At 65.8% G+C, this 17557-nt stretch carries 13 protein-coding genes; 10 read left to right on the forward strand and 3 right to left on the reverse strand.

From position 1 onward, the window contains the following. Positions 1–125 precede the first annotated feature (125 nt). Positions 126–1649 (reverse strand): protein adenylyltransferase SelO, encoded by a 1524-nt coding sequence (locus NH448_RS15990; protein WP_253029015.1) that lies wholly within the window; start codon positions 1647–1649, stop codon positions 126–128. A 112-nt stretch (positions 1650–1761) separates the two neighbouring features. Beyond that, a complete protein-coding gene (locus NH448_RS15995) occupies positions 1762–2460 on the reverse strand; it encodes a GntR family transcriptional regulator (RefSeq protein WP_045992163.1) in 699 nt (232 codons plus the stop codon). A 291-nt stretch (positions 2461–2751) separates the two neighbouring features. Between NH448_RS15995 and dctP the strand changes: the two genes are divergently transcribed. From dctP to NH448_RS16045, 10 genes are all read left to right on the forward strand, one after another. Further along, positions 2752–3747: a TRAP transporter substrate-binding protein DctP gene (dctP, locus tag NH448_RS16000; RefSeq protein WP_108131311.1), complete on the forward strand. Its 996-nt coding sequence runs from the start codon at positions 2752–2754 to the stop codon at positions 3745–3747. Between the two features lie 67 nt (positions 3748–3814). After that, positions 3815–4372 (forward strand): TRAP transporter small permease, encoded by a 558-nt coding sequence (locus tag NH448_RS16005; protein WP_197037048.1) that lies wholly within the window; start codon positions 3815–3817, stop codon positions 4370–4372. Beyond that, positions 4372–5721, forward strand: a complete 1350-nt coding sequence (locus NH448_RS16010) for a TRAP transporter large permease (protein WP_108448042.1) — start codon at positions 4372–4374, stop codon at positions 5719–5721. Before NH448_RS16005 ends, NH448_RS16010 begins: the two co-directional genes overlap by 1 nt. Positions 5722–5797: 76 nt before the next feature. After that, complete coding sequence (locus NH448_RS16015; RefSeq protein WP_253029016.1) at positions 5798–7153, forward strand: malonyl-CoA decarboxylase; 1356 nt, start codon at positions 5798–5800, stop codon at positions 7151–7153. Further along, the gene (locus NH448_RS16020) at positions 7150–8673 is read left to right on the forward strand and encodes a malonyl-CoA synthase (protein WP_253029017.1); all 1524 of its coding nucleotides are present in this window, start codon (positions 7150–7152) and stop codon (positions 8671–8673) included. The genes NH448_RS16015 and NH448_RS16020 overlap by 4 nt, the downstream gene beginning before the upstream one ends. 189 nt (positions 8674–8862) lie before the next feature. After that, positions 8863–9888 (forward strand): AraC family transcriptional regulator, encoded by a 1026-nt coding sequence (locus tag NH448_RS16025; RefSeq protein WP_045992169.1) that lies wholly within the window; start codon positions 8863–8865, stop codon positions 9886–9888. An 81-nt stretch (positions 9889–9969) separates the two neighbouring features. Beyond that, on the forward strand, positions 9970–11784 hold the full coding sequence (locus NH448_RS16030; RefSeq protein WP_108448039.1) for a GMC family oxidoreductase: 1815 nt from the start codon (positions 9970–9972) through the stop codon (positions 11782–11784). Then, complete coding sequence (locus tag NH448_RS16035; protein ID WP_108131306.1) at positions 11781–13220, forward strand: coniferyl aldehyde dehydrogenase; 1440 nt, start codon at positions 11781–11783, stop codon at positions 13218–13220. The genes NH448_RS16030 and NH448_RS16035 overlap by 4 nt, the downstream gene beginning before the upstream one ends. Before the next feature lie 74 nt (positions 13221–13294). After that, on the forward strand, positions 13295–15259 hold the full coding sequence (locus NH448_RS16040) for an acyl-CoA synthetase (RefSeq protein WP_253029018.1): 1965 nt from the start codon (positions 13295–13297) through the stop codon (positions 15257–15259). Positions 15260–15354: 95 nt separating this feature from the next. Further along, positions 15355–16230 carry an SDR family oxidoreductase gene (locus tag NH448_RS16045; RefSeq protein ID WP_253029019.1) on the forward strand — a complete coding sequence of 292 codons (876 nt, stop codon included), beginning with the start codon at positions 15355–15357 and terminating at the stop codon, positions 16228–16230. 16 nt (positions 16231–16246) lie between these two features. Here NH448_RS16045 and NH448_RS16050 read toward each other — a convergent pair whose 3' ends face one another. After that, entirely contained in the window at positions 16247–17554 is a 1308-nt protein-coding gene (locus NH448_RS16050; protein ID WP_253029020.1) for a DUF2252 family protein, read from the reverse strand. Positions 17555–17557: the final 3 nt, after the last annotated feature.

Raw genomic sequence — 17557 nt, forward strand, 5'->3', positions numbered from 1 at the left:
CTCGCCCCCTGCAGGCCCGCCAGGCACCGCAGTAGCCGGCGCGAGCCGTGCTGGCGAAAGTTCTGTCGGCGTAAGCCCTGCTGGCAAGCAGCCCACCGGCGGCGGCGACGTGCCGGTGGGGTCCGTCAGGTACCGCAGAAGGTTCTGAGCACTCGCTCGTCGCGCCCGGGTGGGGCCAGCAGGCTGGTATCGTCCGGGGTCTGGTAGGGCCGGGTCACGGCGGCGAGCAGCGTCTCGAATACGCTCAGGTCGTCGTCATCGATGGCGGCGCGAATGGCCTTCTCGACCAGATGATTGCGCGGTATCACCTGGGGGTTGGCCGCCGTCAGGCGCGCGCCGACGACCTCGTCGGCGACGCCTTCACGGGCCAGACGCTCGCGCCAGCGCGGCAGCCAGGCCTCGAGCCTGCCACTGCGCTCAAAGCCCTCGGCAAGCGCTGCCTCATCGCCGGCCAGCGCCAGGGGCAGATGGGCAAAGCTCAGGGTGAAGTCGGCGTTGCCCTCTTCCATGGCCTTGAGGAAGTCCTCGCCCAGGGCCAGGTCCTCGTCTGCCAACGGGCCCCCCTGCCCATCGGTCGAGCGGCTTTCCGGCTGGCCTTGCGAGTCATCAGCCCCGAGTCCCAGCTTGGCACGCAGCACCGCCGTCCAGGCGGCGTCGTGGCACTCGGCGAAGGCCTCGATGGCCTCGGTGGCCAGCGCCACCGCTCGCTCCTGATCGTCACTGATCAGCGGCAGCAGCGTCTCGGCCAGGCGCGCCAGGTTCCACTGGGCGATGGCCGGCTGGTTGTCCCAGGCGTAGCGCCCGCGCTCATCGATGGAGCTGAACACCCTGTGCGGGTGGAAGGCGTCCATGAAGGCGCAGGGACCATAGTCGATGGTCTCCCCCGAGATCGCGCAGTTGTCGGTGTTCATTACCCCATGAATAAAGCCGAGCCCCTTCCACTGGGCGACCAGGCTGGCCTGGCGCTCGACCACCGCCTCGACCAGCGCCAGCGCGCGCTCGGCCTCGGGCAAGTCGGCCAGCTCGGGGTAGTGTCGCTCGATGCAGAAGTCCACCAGCAGCGACAGCGCCTCGCTGTCACGGCGGGCGGCAAAATACTGAAAGGTGCCGACCCGCACATGGCTCGAGGCTACCCGGGTCAGTACCGCCCCGGGCTCCACCATCTGGCGCACCACCTGCTCGCCGCTGGCCACCGCCGCCAGCGCCCGGGTGGTGGGCACCCCCAGTGCGGCCATGGCTTCTGACACCAGATACTCGCGCAGCACCGGTCCGATCGGCGCGCGACCATCACCGCCGCGGGAAAAGGGCGTGCGTCCGGCGCCCTTTAGCTGGACCTCACGCAGGCCGCCGTCTCGATGGGCTAGCTCGCCCAGCAGGATCGCCCGACCATCGCCGAGCTGTGGCACGAAGTTGCCGAACTGATGCCCTGCGTAGGCCGCGGCGATCGGCGTCGCTCCATCGGGCACGGCGTTGCCACCGAGCACCTCGGCGGCACGGGTCGCGTCGAAGGCGTCAAGGTCGAAACCCAGCGCCTCGGCCAGCGGACGATTGAAGGCCAGCAGACGCGGCGCCGCCACAGGGGTGGGCGCCATCTCGGCGCGCATACGATCGGGCAGGGACGCATAGCGCCCGGAAAAGGCAGGAAACATGGGCTGCTACCTCAGGCTGGCAAGTAGGATGCCGACTACCCTCGGCCCTGCCTGTGGTGGTCGTCAAGCGACATTGCTTGCGACACCACCATCCCGGTACGGCAGAGCCCGGCTAGTTCGAGGCAGTGGCGCGTCGCAACTCGCCCCCACCCTCCTCCAGCTTGCGCACGCTGGAGACAAAGTCGCTGAAGCGCTCGCCCTGGATCAGCACGTGGTCACGCAGGATGCGCTCGGCGCTCTCGGCATCACCGGCTTCGATCGCCTGGAGCACCTCACGGTGTTCATCGAGCGAGCTCTGCATGCGTGAACGCACCTGCAATTGAAGGCGTCGATAGGGCTTGAGCCGCTGCTTGAGGGTCTGGGCCTCTTCGGCCAGGAAGGCGTTGTGGCTGGCCTGATAGATGACGCTGTGGAAGGCTTCGTTCTCGTAGTAGTAGTCGTCGCTGTCGCCGGTCTCGCCGGCGCGGCGACATCCTTCGAAGGCGTCGCGCAGGGCCTTGAGTTCATCGGCTGAGATTCTCCGCGCCGCCAGTCGACCGCACATGCCTTCGAGTTCGGCCATCACCTCGAACATCTCAATCAGTCGCTCGAGCCCTAGCCTGGCGACAAAGGTGCCCTTCTTGGGGTAGACGGTCACCAGGCCACTGGCCACCAGCTGCTGGATGGCCTCGCGCACCGGGGTACGCGATACCTGGTAGGTCCTGCACAGCTCTTCGGGGTCCAGTCGCTCACCCGGTGTGCGCCGACCATTGATGATGTCGTCCTCGAGAGAGTCCCGCAGACGCTGGGCGTTGGAGGGCTTCTTGCTCATATGGCTGTCCCCTGGCTGTCCCTTGGCTGAACTCGAATCGTTCCAGCATATCCTGTCCTGATGCGACTGACCCCTCGGCGCCCTCACCCCACCATGGTCTAAGCCCTACGAATTGACAGGAATATACATGCTGGCTATTGATGTATACATCATAGCAGATAAAAAATGTTTGACCTCCATCCCCCGCGCCGACCTCGGCGCGTTTATCCCACCACCACAACACTGATCATCACGCTCGCTACAACACCCACTACAACAATCATCACAACAACAACGCCTCGAGGAGTCACCATGAAACGCCAAGCTCTCACTCTCGCCGTCGCCGCCATCGCCACCGCCAGCGCGTCTATTGCCAGCGCAGAGACCACCCTGCGCGTGTCCCACCAGTTTCCCGGTGGCCAGGGCGACGTGCGCGACGAAATGGTCCAGTTGATGGCCAAGGAGGTCGAAGCCGCCGGCGTCGACCTGGCCCTGCAGGTCTATCCCGGCCAGTCCCTGTTCAAGGCCAAGGAGCAGTGGGGCGCGCTGGTACGCGGCCGCCTGGACATGACCTCGCTGCCGCTGGACTACGCCAGCGGTCGCCATCCCGAATTCTCGGCCACCCTGATGCCGGGTCTGGTGCGTAATCACGAGCGTGCCCAGCGCCTCAACGACTCCGAGTTCATGGACATGATCAAGCAGGTGATCGAGGACGCCGGCGCTCGCGTGCTGGCCGACGCCTGGCTGGCCGGCGGTTTTGCCTCCAACCAGCAGTGCATCACCTCGCCCGACACCGTGCAGGGCCAGACCATGCGTGCGGCTGGCCCGGCCTTCGACGAGATGCTGGCCACCGCCGGCGCCTCCATCGCCTCGATGCCATCGTCGGAGATCTATACCGCCATGCAGACCGGCGTGCTCGACGGCGCCAACACCTCGTCGGGTTCCTTCGTCTCCTATCGCATCTACGAGCAGGTCAGCTGCCTGACGGCGCCGGGCGAGAACGCCCTGTGGTTCATGTACGAGCCGATCCTGATCTCCGAACAGAGCTGGAACGGGCTCAACGAGGAGCAGCAGCAGGCACTGATCGACGCTGGCGAGAAGGCCGAGGCGTACTTCGCCGAGCAGGCCGCCCAGCTCGACCAGACCATGGTGGAAGTGTTCGAGGAAAACGGCGTCGAAGTGGTCCAGATGTCCCAGGAAGACTACGACGCCTGGCTCGAGGTAGCGAAAGAGAGCGCCTACAAGAGCTTTGCCGAGAACGTCGACAACGGCCAGGCACTGATCGACGCCGCCCTGGCGGTGGAATAGACCGAGGTGGGCGCGGCCGCTGGCCGCGCCTCGTCGTTCGTCGCTGTCGTGTCACCTCGGAGGCTCCATGTCACACACACCGTCCCACTCTCCCCCCCACGTCTCTGCACCCGCAGCCCCCGGTTCCCGGCGACATGCCTCCGGCCCGGTGGGCGCTTTCTGTCGGCTGATGGACCGGCTATCCATCGCTATGGCAGTGGTGGCCGGCGCCGCCCTCTTTGCAGGGGTGCTGGCCGTCTGCCACATGATCTTCGTGCGCTACCTGCTCGGTGAAAGCACCACCTGGCAGACCGAATTCGCGATCTTCTCGATCACCGGCGCGATGCTGCTGGGCGCCCCCTATGTGCTGCTGACCGGCGGCCAGGTGGCGGTCACGGTGCTGCCCGATGCGCTCAAGGGCGGCATCAAGTGCGCCATGAACCTGATCGCCTCGCTGTGCGGCCTGGCCTTCTGCATCGCCCTGGCCTACGGCTCCTGGCTCTACCTGCTGGAGGCCTACCACGGCGGCTGGACCACCGGCACGGTGTGGAATCCGCCGCTGTGGCCAGCGCTGGTGCCGCTGGCACTGGGCTCGACCCTGCTGGCGCTCCAGTACCTGGCGGAAATTCTGGGAGGAGCACGCTGATGGATCCGGTTACCAGTGGCATCCTTATCGTTACCGCCCTGTTCGTGCTGATGGCCATCGGCACGCCCATCGCCTTCGCCCTCGGCGGCGTGTCCCTCGCCGCCCTGGTGATGGACCGGGGCGTCAGTGAGCTGACCTACTTCGGCGAGACCTTCTTCGGCAGCCTGGCGTCGTTCGGCTTCGTCGCGATTCCGATGTTCATCCTGATGGGCGCTGCAGTGGCTTCCTCCCCCACCGGCCGTGACCTCTACCGTTCGCTGGACCTGTGGCTCGGCAAGGTGCCGGGGGGACTGGCCATTTCCAATATCGGCGCCTGCTCGATCTTCGCCGCCCTGTCCGGCTCGTCACCTGCCACCAGCGCCGCCATCGGCAAGCTGGGTATCCCCGAGATGCGCAAGCGCGGCTATCCCGACGGCGTGGCGGCTGGCTGCATCGCCGCCGGCGGCACCCTCGGCATCCTGATTCCGCCCTCGGTCACCATGATCGTCTATGGCATCTCCACCGAGACCTCGATCGGACGGCTGTTCATCGCCGGCGCCCTGCCCGGCATCATGCTGGCGCTGTTGTTCATGGCCTGGACGCTGATCGCGTGCAAGCTGGCCGGTGGCTATGACACCCCCAGCCCCGTCGCCGACGCCGCCCGCGAGCTCAAGGACACCGTCGCCAAGAACGTCGAGACCAACATGAAGGCGCTGGTGCGGGTGCTGCCCTTCCTGGTGGTGGTCAGCGGCATCCTGTTCGCCCTCTACGGCGGTGTCGCCACGCCCTCGGAGGCGGCCGGCGCCGGGGCCTTCCTGTGTCTCGCCCTGGCCATCGTGGTCTACCGCATGTGGCAGGTGAAACCGCTCACCACCATCATGCGCGATGCCCTGCGCGAGAGCGTGATGATCATGCTGATCATCGCCTGCGCCGAGATCTTCGCCTACGCCCTGTCGTCGCTGTTCATCACCCAGACGGTGGCCGAGGCAATCGCGTCACTGGAGGTCAATCGCTGGGTACTGATGGGGATCATCAACGTCTTCTTGCTGGTGGCCGGTTTCTTCCTGCCGCCGGTGGCGGTGATCGTGATGACCGCGCCGATCCTGCTGCCGATCATTCTGGCGGCCAACTTCGATCCCTACTGGTTCGCGGTGATCCTGACCATCAACCTGGAGATCGGACTGATCACCCCACCGGTGGGCCTTAACCTGTTCATCATCAAGGGGATCGCGCCGGATATCGCGCTCAAGGACATCCTGCTCGGCAGCCTGCCCTACGCCCTGTGCATGGTGCTCGGCATCGTGCTGCTGTGCTTCTTCCCGGGCATCGCCACCTGGCTGCCGGACCTGATCATGGAGAGCGCCGGATGATCCCGACGCCGACGCGTGTGACCAGCGGGCCACCAGGCCCGCTCCCACCTGGCCCAGCCCCGAGGAGATGTCCCCGATGAACTTCAGCTTTCTGCAGGAACTGTTCTCCAGTATCACCCAGCGTGACGCCTTGCTCAGACGCCGGGGCGATGGCCCGCCGCTGGAACATACCCAGGTGATCGACGCCTGTCGCAAGCTTCTGGAAAGCGATGGCGAGGCCTCCAGCATCGCCCTGGCCGGCCAGGCCCTGGACGGCTACAGCTGCCTCGATGAAGACGAGAAGACGCGCTTCTTCCAGTGCCTGACCGAGCAGTTCAGTGCCGATCCCGAGGCCGTCGACGGCGCCTACGAGTGCTACCGGGACAGTCGCGGCAATGTCGACCTGCAGCGACTGTTCGAGGCCTGCGAACCGCAGCGCCAGGAGCTGTTGCGCCGGCTCAACCTGACCGCCGGCGGCACCTATGAGCTGGTGCGCATGCGCGAGGACCTGCTGCCCCGGCTCAAGGCCTTCCCGGCGCTGGAGGCGCTCGATGCCGACTTCGCCCACCTGTTCGCGTCCTGGTTCAATCGTGGCTTTCTGGTGCTCAAGCGGATCGACTGGAACACCCCGGCGGCGGTACTGGAGAAGATCATCCGCTACGAGGCGGTGCACGAGATCTGCGACTGGAACGACCTGCGCAGGCGCCTCGACGCCCGGGACCGGCGCTGCTTCGCCTTCTTTCACCCGGCCATCGGCGACGAGCCGCTGATCTTCGTGGAGGTGGCCCTGACCAGGGGCATGCCCGAGCGCATCCAGCCGATCCTGGACGCCAACCACGAGGCCATCGAGGCCGAAGACGCCGACAGTGCGGCCTTCTTCGGCATCAGCAACTGCCAGGTCGGCCTGCGCGGCATCTCCTTCGGCAACTTCCTGATCAAACAGGTGGTCAAGGAGCTGAAATCGGAACTGCCGCGGCTGAAGAACTTCGTCACCCTGTCACCGGTACCCGGCTTTCGCGCCTGGCTGGACGCCGAGCGCCAGGACCAACGCGGTCGCCTCGACGACGACACACGCGCCCTGCTGGCCGAGCTCGATCAGGACGACTGGCTCGAGGACCCCGAGCGCAGCAAGGCCCTGGGTGAGGTGATCAAGCCGCTGGCCGCTCACTACCTCACCAAGGAGCGCAACGCGCGCAATCTTCCGCTGAATACCGTCGCCCGCTTCCATCTCGGCAATGGCGCCGAACTGCACCGCATCAACTGGCTCGGTGATACCTCTCGCCGGGGGCTGTCACAGTTCGGCTCACTGATGGTCAACTATCTCTACGTGCTCGACGACATCGAAGGCAACCATGAGCGCTACACCACCGAAGGCAAGGTGGCCTGCTCGTCTCAGGTCAGGGACCAGCGTCGTCGCGCCCGCAAGCACTTGAAGGGAGATCCCGTCACATGAATCACAACCTCTTTGCCACCTTTGAAAAGCGCATGACCGAGCGTGGCGACGCGCCCTTCATCACCACCCGCGAAGGCCGTGACTACCGCTACAGTGATGCGCTGGAAGCGGTGGCCAGGCTCGCCGGGGCGCTGGTCGCGCTCGGCGTGGGGCCCGGTGACCGGGTCGCCGTCCAGGTCGACAAGAGCCCCGAGGCGATCCTTCTGTACCTGGCGAGCCTCAAGGTCGGCGGAGTCTACCTGCCGCTCAATACCGGCTACACCAGCGAGGAGATTCGCTACTTCCTCGGTGACGCCGAACCCGCCCTGTTCGTCTGCCGCCCGGATTCACTCACGGCCGCCCGCGAGGTCGCTGCCTCCTGCGGTGGCGCCCGAGTCGAATCCCTGGGCACCGCCGCCGACGGTAGCCTGATGGAGGCCGCCGAGGCGGCCACACCGGTCACCGAGATGCTCGAGCGCGGGCCGGATGACCTGGCCGCGATCCTCTACACCTCCGGCACCACCGGCCGCTCCAAGGGCGCCATGCTGAGCCATCGCAATCTTGGTTCCAACGCCGAGTCGCTGGTCGAGGCCTGGCGCTTCAACGAGCACGACCGGCTGATCCATGCCCTACCGATCTTCCATACCCATGGGCTGTTCGTGGCCTGCAACGTGATCCTGATGGCCGGCGCCAGCATGCGCTTCCTGGCGAAGTTCGACCCGGACGTCATCTTCGAGGAAATGGCCGAAGGCACCACCATGATGGGGGTGCCGACCTTCTACACCCGGCTGCTCAAGGATCCCCGCCTGACCCGCGAGGCCACCGCCCGCATGCGTCTGTTCACCTCGGGGTCGGCGCCGCTGACGGCGGAGACCCACGAGGCCTTCGAGGCCGCCACCGGCCACGCCATCCTCGAGCGCTACGGCATGACCGAAACCAACATGAACACTTCCAACCCCTACGACGGTGATCGCATCGCCGGCACCGTGGGCATGCCGCTGCCCGGCGTCGAGGTGCGCATCACCGACCGTGAGGGTGGCAACCATACGCCGCTGCCCCAGGGCGAGATCGGCATGCTCGAGGTGCGCGGCCCCAACGTGTTCCAGGGCTACTGGCGGATGCCCGAGAAGACCGCCGAGGAGTTGCTGGAAGACGGCTTCTTCATCACCGGCGACCTGGCGCAGATCGATGAGCGGGGCTATGTGCAGATCGTCGGACGCGACAAGGACCTGGTGATCTCCGGCGGCTACAACGTCTACCCCAAGGAGGTCGAGGGGCATATCGACGAGATGGACGGCGTCGTCGAATCCGCGGTCATCGGCCTGCCCCACCCTGACCTGGGCGAAGGGGTGACCGCGGTGGTGGTGCCCGCCGAAGGCGCCTCGCCCCAGGAGGCCGACGTCATCGCCGCGCTGAGCGACAAGCTGGCCCGCTACAAGCAGCCCAAGCGGGTATTCTTCGTCGACAGCCTGCCGCGCAATACCATGGGCAAGGTGCAGAAGAATCAGCTGCGCGATCGCTTCAAGGACACCTATCGCTGAGTCCGGGACGCCTTTTCGGCGCAGCTCGACACTCGCTCCATCATCGGCGGCGCCCTGCGGGGCGCCGCCGGCGTATTCCAGCACCTCCCGCTTCGGCATATTAGACGCCTGGCATCTATATCTTTTGACCAAGCGCGGCCCCGCGCACAGAGCGATATACTGATCACACCCTGTCCCGGAGATACCCCCATGCAGCCCATGGTGCGTGCCGCGGCCCTGACCGGCTACCGTACCCTGCTCGACGAGCAGGGTGTCGATGCCGACCAGGCGCTGGCACGACTGTCGTTGCCGCCGGACTACCTCGACCGGCCGGACCGCCTGATTCCGGTGGCCACCAAGATCGACCTGCTCGAACTGGGTGCCCAGATGAGCGGCTGTCGCCACTTCGGCCTGCTGCTGGGGCGCTACCAGAATATCTCGATGCTGGGCATGGTGGGCCTGCTGATCCAGCAGTGCGCCACCCTGCGCGAGGCGATGGTCACCGTGGCCGAGGAAATCGGCCGCCACGTGCAAGGACTCGATGTGCGTCTCGAGGAGCGCGATGACCAGGCCTACTACCACTTCACCTATCGTGTGCCCGGGCGCAGTGCCCCATCGCGCCAGCACAACGACAATACCTTGATGGGCGCCTACAACATCCTCACCTTTCTCTACGGCGAGCCGATCAAGCTACGCGCCGTCTACCTGTGCGGCGAGGAGCCACGAGACCTCGAACCCTACACCCAGCAGCTGCACTCGGCGCTGCGCTTCAATCATCCCGAGAACACCCTGGTGTTCGACCGCAGCTGTCTCGACCACGCCATCGCCGGAGGCAGTCCGGCCCTGCGGCACCTGATCAACTCCTTGATGCACCGTCATCGCTGGGACGACATCGAAAGCAAGGTGGAGTGGATCATCACCAACCTGCTGCCGCTCGATCAGGTCAGCCTGGAGGCCGTGGCCCAGGCCCTGGACGTACCACCACGTACCCTCCAGGACCGCCTGCTCAAGCGCGGCCTGAGCTTCCAGCAGTTGCTCGATCGCGTGCGCATGCGCAGCGCTCGGGTCTACATGCTCGACACCCAACTGAGCCTGACCGAGATCGCCGACCTGCTTGGCTACAGCCAATTGAGCGCCCTGACCCGCAGCTTCAAGCGGATCATGGGCGAGAGTCCCGCCCAATGGCGACGAAAGCATAAGACCGAAACGCTCGATATTGCGCGATCTGTCAAATAGCGCGCGCCTTCGGTCAATCCGCCCGGCCCTGCCTTCACTATGCTCGGTGTAGACAACAACGACAGCGTGAGGGGCCAGTCCATGACGTCCAGCCAAGACGACCGTTTCGACTATGACCAGATCATCATCGGCACCGGCTTCGGTGGCTCGGTGAGCGCGCTGAGGCTCTCGGAAAAGGGCCATCGCGTGCTGATGCTGGAGAAGGGCCGGCGCTGGAAGGACGAGGAATTTTCGGACAACTCCTGGAACCTGAAAAAATTCCTGTGGGCCCCCAGGCTCGGTCTAACCGGCAATCTGCAGATCAGCCTGACCCGCAAGATCACCGCCCTGCACGGCGTCGGCGTCGGCGGCGGCTCGCTGGTCTACGCCAATGTGCACCTGATTCCCAAGGACGAGGTCTTTGCCGCCGAGTCCTGGACCCGGGTCCATGGCGACTGGAAGCAACGCCTGGCGCCCTTCTACGGCCTGGCCCAGCGCATGCTCGGTGTCACCAAGAGCCACTACGAGAACGCCGCCGACGAAGCGCTGCAGGAAACCGCAAGGCGCATGGGCCGCGAACACACCTACCAGACGGTCAATACCGGGGTGCTGTTTCCCGAGGACCCCGACGACGCCAGCGGCGCCAAGCGAGGCGACCCCTACTTCGACGGCGACGGCCCCGAGCGCAACAGCTGTCAATACTGTGGCGGCTGCACCATGGGCTGTCGCCACAACGCCAAGAATACTCTGGTCAAGAACTATCTGTGGTTTGCCGAACGCAACGGCGTGGAAATACGCGCCGAGAGTGAGGTCACGCGCATCGAGGCGCTGCCCGATGCCAAGGGACAGCGCGACGGCAGCGCCGGCTACGAGATCACGGTGCAGTCCTCCACCGCCTGGTTCGCCAAGAAGCCCTACCGGCTGCGCTGCCGGGGCCTGGTGCTGTCCGCCGGCGTATTCGGCACCATCCCGCTGCTGCTCAAGGCCAGGGACCAGGACCAGACCCTGCCCCGGCTGTCATCGCGCCTGGGACGAGAGGTCCGCACCAACTCCGAGACGCTGATCGTCAACACCGCCAGGTTCGCCGACGCCAGCGGCCAGCCCCAGGAAATCTGCCACGGCCCGACCATCACCTCGATGTTCGATCCCGATGACGAGACCCGTATCGAGATCAACCGCTTCCCCCGCTACGGCGACGCCACCTTCGCGCTGCAGAGCGCCGTGCCGCTGACCGATACCCATGGTCAGGTGCCGCGCTCGGTCAGCATGCTGATCAATATCCTGCGCCAGCCGCTGACCACGTTGCGAATGCTCAACCCGGTGGGCAAGTCGAAACACTCGATCATCTTTCTGGTGATGCAGACCAGGGACACCTACGTCCACCTGAAGAGCCAGCGCCCCTGGTACACCATGTTCAAGCCCGGCTGGTCGGTATACCAGGACAAGGATGACCGGGCGCTGTCGAACTACTTCCCCATCGCCCACGAGGCGGCGCGTCACTTCGTCGAGGCCGCCGGTGGCGGCGAGGCCGGCAACGTGGCCACCGAAGTGCTCTCCGGCGCCCCCAGCACCGCCCACCTGATGGGCGGCGTCGCCATCGGCACCAGCGCCGAGGATGGCGTCGTCGATGATCGCGGTCGCGCCTTCGGCTACCACAATCTGAGGGTCATCGATGGCTCGCTGATTCCCGGCAACCTGGGGGTGAACCCTTCGCTGACCATCCTCGCCCTGGCGGAGTACGCCTGGGCAGAGGAGCCTGTGTTCGATGAAGGACGGGCCGCCGAGGTGTCGCGCGTCCACTTTTCCAAGCCCCTGCCGGGCTCCTGCTCGGCGCTGGACGGCCACGGCGACCTGCATGGCCTGATTGCCAGCGACGCCGCCACAACGACCACCGCGACCTCTGGAGTCGACGCATGAATGCCCCCCTGATGTCACCCGATCCCCGCACCCTCGATCAGCTTGAGCAGTCCTTCCACCAGCAGCGAAGCGCCTATCTGGCGGCGCCGGTGCCAAGCTACCGGGAGCGCATCGGCCACCTCAAGGCCCTGGCCAACATGCTCAAGGACCACCAGGAGGCGTTCGTCCAGGCGATCAGCGACGACTTCGGCAATCGCTCCCGCGAGGAGACCCTGTTCTGCGAGTTCGTGGTGGTGCTCGGCGATATCAAGGACGCCATCAAGCACCTGAAGTCGTGGATGAAGCCCCAGCGCCGGCGGGTCGACCACAGCCTCTACTTCGGTGCACGCAACAGCGTTATCCCGCAACCGCTGGGCGTCGTCGGTGTACTGGTGCCCTGGAACTTTCCGCTGAACCTGAGCCTCGCCCCCTTGATCGGCATCTTCGCCGCCGGCAACCGGGCGCTGGTCAAGATGTCGGATCGTTCTCCCCGACTGGCCCAACTGCTGATCGACCTCAGCCCCGACTACTTCCCCGAGGAAAAGCTCAAGTTCTTCGCCGACGACGGCGAGCTGGGGCCTCACTTCACCCGCCTGCCCTTCGACCATCTGGTGTTCACCGGGTCCACCGCCACCGGGCGCAAGGTCATGGCCAACGCCGCCGACAACCTGACCCCGGTCACCCTGGAACTGGGCGGCAAGGCGCCGGCAATCATCGCCCCGGACTTCTCCCTGGCCGAGGCCGCTCGGCGAATCCTGTTCGTCAAGCTGCTCAACGCCGGCCAGATCTGTACCACGGTGGACTACCTGTTTCTCCCGGAAGGTAGCGTGGATGCCCTGGTCGACGCCGCCAAGGGCATCGTCGGACACCGCTATCCGGATCTCGCCAGTCCCGACTACACCTCGATCATCGACGACGCCTCCTTCGCCCGGCTCGAGGCGACCCTGGAGGACGCCAGGGCCAAGGGCGCGCGGGTGATTCCCCTGTCGCAACAGCAAAGCAACCCTGAGACACGCAAGTTCGCCCCGCACCTGGTGCTGGACGTGACCGATGACATGGAGATCATGCAGCGCGAAATCTTCGGTCCGCTGCTACCGGTCAAGACCTACCGCCAGCCGGAAGAAGTCATCGACTACATCAACGCACGTCCTCGTCCGCTGGCGCTGTATCCGTTCTCCCAGGACAGGGCGCTGGTGGACCTTTACATCGAGCGTATCCAGTCGGGCGGCGTCTCGGTCAACCATGCACTGTTGCACGTGGGCCAGCATGACCTGCCGTTCGGTGGCGTGGGTGATAGCGGCATGGGTCACTACCACGGCCGCGACGGCTTCATCACCTTCTCCAAGATGCGCCCGGTCTACCGTCAGGGCCCTGTCGACAGCATGAAACTGTTGATACCGCCCTACACCAGCACCACCCACAAGGTCCTCAAACTGATGCAGTGGCTGGTCCGCTAGCACGTTCAACAACAACACTTACGATTGCTGCTGTCGCGCCTGGTCCTGACGCCGCGACGCCTCGAGAAACCAAGATGACCATCGACACCGCTTCCGCCGCAGCCTCGCCCCTGCCCTCCTACCTCGAGCGAATTAGTCGTTTTCCGGCGATTCGCGATCGCGCCGACATCGAGGTCATCGAGGCGACCCCCTGGGCCTCGCTGGAGCTGCCCGACAGCACCCTCGAGCTGATTCAGATCAGCGCCAGGCGCCGACCCGACGCCACCGCGCTGCGATTCGTGATGGACACCACGGCCCAGCAGCAGGGACAGCGCTACACCTACGCCGAGTTTCTTGCCCGTGTGGTGCAGGCTGCCAACGCCTTTCACCGCCTCGGCGTGGACTCAGACGACGTGGTGTCCTTTCTGCTGCCGAGCCTGCCCCAGACCCACTTCACCCTGTGGGGCGGCGAGGCGGCCGGCGTGGTCAACCCGATCAACCCGATGCTGGAGCCCGAGCATATCGCCGGCATCATGAACGCCGCCGGCACCCGAGTGCTGGTGGCGCTGGCGCCCTTTCCGGGCAGCGACATCTGGGACAAGGTGGAAGCCATCAAGGACCGGGTACCGAGCCTTGAAAAGGTGCTGTACGTCGATGCCGCGCGCTTTCTCGGCGATGACGAAGCCCGCGCTCTGCGCGAACGTCTGCCGCTGCCCGACGCCGCCGACTGGTGCGAGGACTTCGACCGTTGCCTCGATCGGGCCCCCGCCGATCGGCTCATCAATGAACGTAAGATTCACCCCGAGGAGCGCGCCTCGCTGTTCCACACCGGGGGCACCACCGGGTTGCCCAAGCTGGCACCCCATAGCCACGCCAACGAGGTGGCCAACGCGGCGATGATGCAGATGCTGTTTCGCCACCGGGAGGACGCGGTGATCCTCTGTGGCCTGCCGCTGTTTCACGTCAACGCCGTACTGATCACCGGCCTGGTGCCGCTGATGATCGGCGCCGAGATACTGCTGGCCACCCCGGGCGGCTTCCGCAGCCCCGGCCTGGTCGACAGCTTCTGGTCGCTGGTGGAGCGCCACCGGGTCAGCTTCTTCAGTGCGGTGCCGGCGATCTTCTCTCGCCTGCTCGAGGTGCCCTTCGGTGACGCCGAGGTATCGAGCCTCGAAAGTGCATTGAGCGGCGGCGCCCCCCTGCCCCGGGCGGTCCACGGCCACTTCGAGGAACTGACCGGCATCTCGCTGATCGAGGGCTTCGGCATGACCGAAGGCACCTGCGGCAGCATGGCCAACCCGCTCGCAGGCGAGCGTCGCACGGGATCGGTGGGCCTGGCGCTGCCCTATACCGGTGCTCGGGTGGTCGCCCTCGACGACCAGGGCCGCTACCTGCACGACTGTGCAGTCAACGAGATCGGGACGCTGTTGATCCGCGGCCCCAACGTCTTCGACGGTTACTCCAGGCCCGAACAGAACCGCGACATCTGGGTCGAGGATGGCTGGTTCAACACCGGCGACCTGGCCCGCCAGGATGCCGATGGCTATTTGTGGATCACCGGGCGCGCCAAGGATCTGATCATCCGCGGGGGGCACAACATCGATCCACAGATGATCGAAGACGCGCTCTACCGCCACCCCGCGGTGCAGATGGCCGCCGCCGTGGGCAAGCCCTGCGACCGGGTCGGCGAACTGCCGGTGGCCTACGTCAGCCTGCAGCCCAATCGCCAGGTCAACGAAGACGACCTGCTCAGCCACTGTCAGGCCCACCTGGCCGAGAAGGCCGCCATCCCCAAGAACATCTGGATCCTCGACAGCATTCCGCTGACGGCGGTGGGCAAGGTGTTCAAGCCGGCCCTGCGACAGGACGCGGTCGCCCGGGTCTATGGCGAGATCGCCAACGCCGAACTGGGGCCCGGGGTGGCACTCATCACGGCATGCCAGGATGCGACCCTCGGCCTGGTGGCGGAGATCAGGGTGCCGGGCGATGTCGATCTCTCCTCTCTCAAGGCCCGCCTCGAGGCCTTCCCGATTCCCTGTCGCTGGCGACAGGCATCCTGATCACCGAGAGCGTTTGGCACACCGTCGACCACCACCATCCACAAGAGGCCACGCTTGTCAGACTGCCATGACAGGCTGGCGGCTGGAGAGCCACCATGTTCGAACATCGTCACTTCGTCATCACCGGAGGTTCCTCGGGTCTGGGCCTGGCGCTGGCACAGCGGCTGGTACGCGAGGGCGCGCGGGTCACCCTGGTGGCCCGCAACGAACAGCGCCTGCTTGCCGCGCTCGAGACGCTGCGAGGCGAGTCGCCGGCGGCGGTGGTCGACTGCCGGGTGGTGGACGTCACCGATGAAACCGCGACGCAGGAGGCCATGGCCGCCATCGCCGCCGAAAGCGGCGCCATCGACGGTCTGATCAACTGCGCCGGGGTAATGCGCGAGGGTTACTTCGAGACACTGACCCAGCGGGACTTTCGCGAGGTCATGGAGGTCAACTACTTCGGCCCGCTCAACGCCACTCGGGCGGCGCTGCCGTTCCTGGCGGCCCAGGGCGGGCGCCAGCACGGACACAAGGGCAATGCCCCCGCGGCCTGGCTGATCAATATTGCCTCGGTGGCGGGCTTGACCGGGGTCTTCGGCTACACCCCCTACTGCGCCAGCAAGCACGCCCTGGTGGGGCTGACCGAGTCGCTCTACTACGAGCTCGCGCCCCAGGGCATCCGGGTTCAGCTGGTGTGCCCCGGCGAGTTCGACTCTCCCATGGTCGACACCCTGGAACAGGGCCGGACGCCGGAAAATCGCGCCCAGACCCTGTCCATCCCCAAGGCCAGCCTGGACGCCATCGCCGACGATACCCTCACGGGACTGCACAAGGGTGACTACCTGATCGTGCCGACCCGCCAGGCACGCCTGGCCACCCTTGGCATGCGCCTGGTGCCGGGTCTGTCACGCAAGCTGATGACGCGGACCCTGGCGCGGGTCTATCGAGGCCCTGCCCGCGAGCCGCTGGAGCCGGGCGGGCAGACCTGAGCCAGGCCAGGCATCACTACCGATCCTTGCGTGACTGCACAAAAGTCTGATGGTCCTGGGCCACACAACGCGCGTAGCTGTGCGCCAGGGTGGTCACCATCTCGACCACCTGATCGAGGTGACCGTCGACCCGCCGGCCGACCGCCCGGGCAAAACGGCCCGGATCGTCCGGCGTCAGCGCAGCGGCGCCGCGCAGGTGCTCGCGGGCGAGGATGCCACCCCACTGCTTTACCAGCTGGCGATAGTCCTTGCCGCCCTTCAGCTTGTGGGTAGGAAAGTCTTCCTTGTAGGGCGAGCGCTCGCGCACCGAGAACACCTTGTCGCCCAGGTGCAGCCAGCCCAGGTAGATATCCGGGTGTTCGGCGATGGCGTGGAAAGCGGCGGCATGGCGAATGCCCTCATGGGGAAAGGTCGCCTTCCAGGCGCGCTTGCCGGCCTCGCTCATCAGCACCAGCCCGGCCGGCCCAGGCTGCTCCTTGACGTCGAGAATGACATCGTCGTGCTCGTGGTCCTTGCCACCCTCGATCAGCACGTAGAAACGGTCCAGTCCCAGTGAACCGGTGCCCGCATCCAGACGCCGCGCGGTGTCCTTGATGCGAAAGTGCTCGTCCTCGGACTCGCTGCGCTCGCCTTTCAGGGTATCGCGATACTCCTCGTTGATGGCCTTGCGCAACTGGCTGTCCAGGTGGGCAGGCAGGTTGGACAGCTTGCCCTCACGCTCGAGCCGGCGGCCGTCATCGTCGAGCCGGGTCCACTTGTCGAGCATCTTGGCCCGACTCTTCTTGCGCTCGACCTTTTGCATGAACGGCTTGAGCGGCCCCTTGGCGCTCTCCACATTGACGTACCCTGGGGTCTCGCCTCGGCGATGGTCGGCAAGCTCCCGATGGTAGGCAAGCACCAGGTGCTTGAGACCACGGCGCAGCGCCTTGGGCGAAAGACCCTGATTGTCGTGGGCGTCCAGCACCAGACTGATGGCCAGGCGCCAGAGATCATACTGATAGTCACCGATCAGCGAGTCGTCGAAATCGTCCATGCCGTAGCGCACGTGGTCATCGTGGTGGCCATAGGCGCCGAAGTTGAAGGCGTGGGCGTCACCCTGCAACCAGGTCTGGGTGTCGACCTGACCGCCGTAGAGCGAAAAGCGCCAGTCATGCCAGACATCGGCCCAGTACAGATGATTGGTGCCTCGAAAGAAGGCGTAGGGCGAGGCCGCGATCTTGTCGAACTTGGCCTGCCGGTCGTCTTCCCTGAGACCGGTATTGGCTGCCTCGATGGCGTCAAGCACCTGACGCGGACGATTGTGGCGAGTCAAGGGTAGCGACATGCG

This window comes from Halomonas sp. OfavH-34-E (genome assembly GCF_024124525.1).
GTDB classification, from domain to species: Bacteria; Pseudomonadota; Gammaproteobacteria; order Pseudomonadales; family Halomonadaceae; genus Halomonas; species Halomonas litopenaei.

Bases quoted from the DNA above. Each gene is read 5' to 3' on its own strand.
- NH448_RS16045 (WP_253029019.1), top strand. From the start codon at position 15,355: ATGTTCGAACATCGTCACTTCGTCATCACCGGAGGTTCCTCGGGTCTG.
- NH448_RS15995 (WP_045992163.1), bottom strand. From the start codon at position 2,460: ATGAGCAAGAAGCCCTCCAACGCCCAGCGTCTGCGGGACTCTCTCGAG.
- NH448_RS16035 (WP_108131306.1), top strand. From the start codon at position 11,781: ATGAATGCCCCCCTGATGTCACCCGATCCCCGCACCCTCGATCAGCTT.
- NH448_RS16030 (WP_108448039.1), top strand. From the start codon at position 9,970: ATGACGTCCAGCCAAGACGACCGTTTCGACTATGACCAGATCATCATC.
- NH448_RS16050 (WP_253029020.1), bottom strand. From the start codon at position 17,554: ATGTCGCTACCCTTGACTCGCCACAATCGTCCGCGTCAGGTGCTTGAC.
- NH448_RS16025 (WP_045992169.1), top strand. From the start codon at position 8,863: ATGCAGCCCATGGTGCGTGCCGCGGCCCTGACCGGCTACCGTACCCTG.
- NH448_RS16020 (WP_253029017.1), top strand. From the start codon at position 7,150: ATGAATCACAACCTCTTTGCCACCTTTGAAAAGCGCATGACCGAGCGT.
- NH448_RS16015 (WP_253029016.1), top strand. From the start codon at position 5,798: ATGAACTTCAGCTTTCTGCAGGAACTGTTCTCCAGTATCACCCAGCGT.
- NH448_RS16040 (WP_253029018.1), top strand. From the start codon at position 13,295: ATGACCATCGACACCGCTTCCGCCGCAGCCTCGCCCCTGCCCTCCTAC.
- NH448_RS15990 (WP_253029015.1), bottom strand. From the start codon at position 1,649: ATGTTTCCTGCCTTTTCCGGGCGCTATGCGTCCCTGCCCGATCGTATG.
- NH448_RS16005 (WP_197037048.1), top strand. From the start codon at position 3,815: ATGTCACACACACCGTCCCACTCTCCCCCCCACGTCTCTGCACCCGCA.
- dctP (WP_108131311.1), top strand. From the start codon at position 2,752: ATGAAACGCCAAGCTCTCACTCTCGCCGTCGCCGCCATCGCCACCGCC.
- NH448_RS16010 (WP_108448042.1), top strand. From the start codon at position 4,372: ATGGATCCGGTTACCAGTGGCATCCTTATCGTTACCGCCCTGTTCGTG.